The organism is Nitrosomonas communis, assembly GCF_900114745.1.
GTDB lineage: Bacteria > Pseudomonadota > Gammaproteobacteria > Burkholderiales > Nitrosomonadaceae > Nitrosomonas > Nitrosomonas communis_A.
In genome coordinates this window covers 1-2,699 of record NZ_FOUB01000154.1, presented here as the reverse complement: position 1 = coordinate 2,699, position 2,699 = coordinate 1, and the positions used below count along the sequence as shown (strand labels likewise).

At 42.2% G+C, this 2,699-nt stretch carries 3 protein-coding genes; 1 reads left to right on the top strand and 2 read right to left on the bottom strand.

Going from position 1 to position 2,699, the window contains the following annotated elements; all coding sequences use genetic code 11:
• Positions 1–179: 179 nt before the first annotated feature.
• On the top strand, positions 180–464 hold the full coding sequence (locus tag BM122_RS24655) for a hypothetical protein (RefSeq protein ID WP_074907583.1): 285 nt from the start codon (positions 180–182) through the stop codon (positions 462–464).
• Positions 465–832: 368 nt separating this feature from the next.
• Here BM122_RS24655 and BM122_RS20940 read toward each other — a convergent pair whose 3' ends face one another.
• Entirely contained in the window at positions 833–1,309 is a 477-nt protein-coding gene (locus BM122_RS20940; RefSeq protein ID WP_074907580.1) for a hypothetical protein, read from the bottom strand.
• Positions 1,310–2,423: 1,114 nt separating this feature from the next.
• The coding region (locus BM122_RS20935; protein ID WP_177198249.1) for a transposase at positions 2,424–2,699 on the bottom strand (276 nt) is incomplete at its 5' end.

The window sequence follows — 2,699 nt, the reverse complement described above, 5'->3', positions numbered from 1 at the left end:
GTAGCGCTTTGGCTAAAAATATTATCCAATTACACCGTTCGCTAGGGATACCAGCCTATCCTTTTGCGTTCATCGCGGCCTCCAGAAGTGAAATGCCATTTCTTAAGTGTGAAACTCTAAACTCTAGTTAAAAAATGAAGAAATGAAATAATATAGCCATGAATTACGAGGAAAAAATTATGGCAAGAAAATCAAGTGGGACAGATCAATTGGTATCGGCCCGAGAATTGTTGAAAACAGCTAAAACAGCGGCTGAATTGAGGGCAGCCCAAGCAGTATTGTTCCCATTGGAATTGGGTATGTCGATAGAGCAAACGGCGAAGGTCATTGTCTCTTTCCGCTGCGCTGGTGGCGGCACTTTGCATGTGCGCAAGGCCACTCGTCCGGAGCCAGAGCTGGCCACTATCTACCAGGCGCTGGACTTGGATTCGCTACCAGGAGGGATAATCAAGTCATACGTGTAAGCTTGATGTAACAGAGAAATCAAATGTAATGCCTTACGATCATTTTTTGCTTTGTAACATAATGATTGTCAAAGAATTCTAAAGTGAAATGTGAAAAATGGGTTAAGGAAGAAGAACAGCGCAAAGCCGTATGCGGGAGAACCGCTTGCCCGGTTTGATGATGGAGGCTGTGGCAGATAAGCGATAATATGTCAGTTGCAGCCTTTTACTCTAATAGATTCGCTGTACGCTGCAACAACTAACTACCTGTTTTCCCACTGTTTTGTTTGGCTGATCGTAAAAAAACTCCCATTTTTTGGAGCGCTTTAGACCGTCAGCTAAATATCACATCGGACCACTTGGCTGACGGAATAAATTGCTATCTAACTTCAATCTTCATCGGAAGATCCGTTTTCGGAGGCGTCTTCATGGGGTTGATGATCGTCGCTTTCAGTCGTTTGCGCAGGTGCAGGTACTGGCTCACCCTTCAAAGAGAAACGTGCCACATGCGTGCCTTTTTCATCCATTGCGAGGAGCACAGATATATTTGTATCCGGGGTTATCTTGAAATCTCCAGATCCTCTCATGATATTGCCAAAAACTGGCTTTAGCTGGACAGTGACGCGATTGCCATCTTTGTCAATAACATTGGCTTTTGCCGAACCTCTGCTAGTTTGCACTGCATTGTGCATGAGATCGGTGACATACAGCTGCAATTGGCCATCCTTCGCGATCAGCTCCAGATTATATGGTCCGGCAGTCTGTACTTGACTGCTACGCGCAGATTGGTGCTCTCCGGCCATAACCCAAGCTGGCAATACAAATAGCAACCCCAAAAAAACAAAAGAGAATAGTACCTGTTTCATTGTTGTTCCTCCTAAAGATAACAAATAAATGACTGATAAAAACATCAAGAAAACCGGTGCTGCTTTAAACCGTAAGTAGCAGAAATTACTATAGCATACAATGACACTTATCCTTTTCCTTCTATAAAATACTTTCAGGGTCAGTTCTAAAATAAATCTTTCATTTGCTGTTTTCGGTCATCGAGAATTGTGAATATGTCTCCATCTGATACGCCTACGACTCGCTCAATATGCTCCTGAGCCGTCGCAGATAACGGCAAGAACGCGAGGTATAGTAATACTGGGAATAAAATTCCCTTGAAATTTATGAGGTTCACTAAATCTGCCTATTCAAAAATTTTGTGCAGATAGAAACGCCTTATTATTCAATCGACTGTTTAGCTATTAGTTGAGAGACAGGCTATTAGATTTGTTACTCTGATCTGTTAGCGTGGATGTTTGATCGCCATGGCCTGTGGATATCTGCGGTTACCTATGTGAAATGTCAACAGACCCTAGTGTTGCACCTTGCCACAAGCGTTGGCCTTTTGTCCTCATCTGGTGGTAATGTTTTATTGCGGGCGGTCTTTTAGGGCATGTTGTTTTTCTGTATCCATAAATTCGTTTAATTAAAAAGCCGCCTTGCGGGCAGCTATTCTTTAGTTATAGCAAAACCAGCTAGAAATGATTCAAAGAGTATTCTCATTGTCTCATCTAGCACAAATGGGCATACGCCAAAGTACTGCGTAAACAACACAACCAAACCGTTGAGATGCTCTTCAAATTCTATATATTCTGAATCATTCTTAACTAGTTACGCTATATTTATGAATTATAAATTTTACATCTTCGAGTTTGAGCTCAGAGTTCCATACCTCTAACGCTCTTCTTTTAACATCTTCAATGTCCTCACCGTGTATGTCGTGAAAATGATGAATTGCAAGTGTGGAGAGTGGTGGTAGGAGCGGTAGCACGCTTTATAGTGTGATCATGCCTACCGACATCATCCCATCAGCAGATAAATATTCGCTTTGGTAGACATAAAAATTTGTAGCCAGATTTCTAAAGTCTAATTAAGTAATTTTTCTTTTTTGCTTCTTAGCATGGGAAATAAAGCTTAACCAGTTAAGAATGATCAAAATACATAGGATTTGAAAAGCATCTCAACGGTTTGGTTTTGTTGTTTACGCAGCGCTTTGGCCTGTGCCCATTTATGTTCGATGGGATTAAGATCAGGAGAATAAGCGGGTAAGTATTCAAGGGTGTGCCCAGCGTTTTGTATGGCCTCTTGCGTATCCTGCCTCTTATGGAAGGTGGCATTGTCCATCACAACGACCGCATGTGACAGCAATTTAGGCAACAGGCCCTGCATCGCCCATCCGTGAAATACATCAGCGCTGATATTGACTGC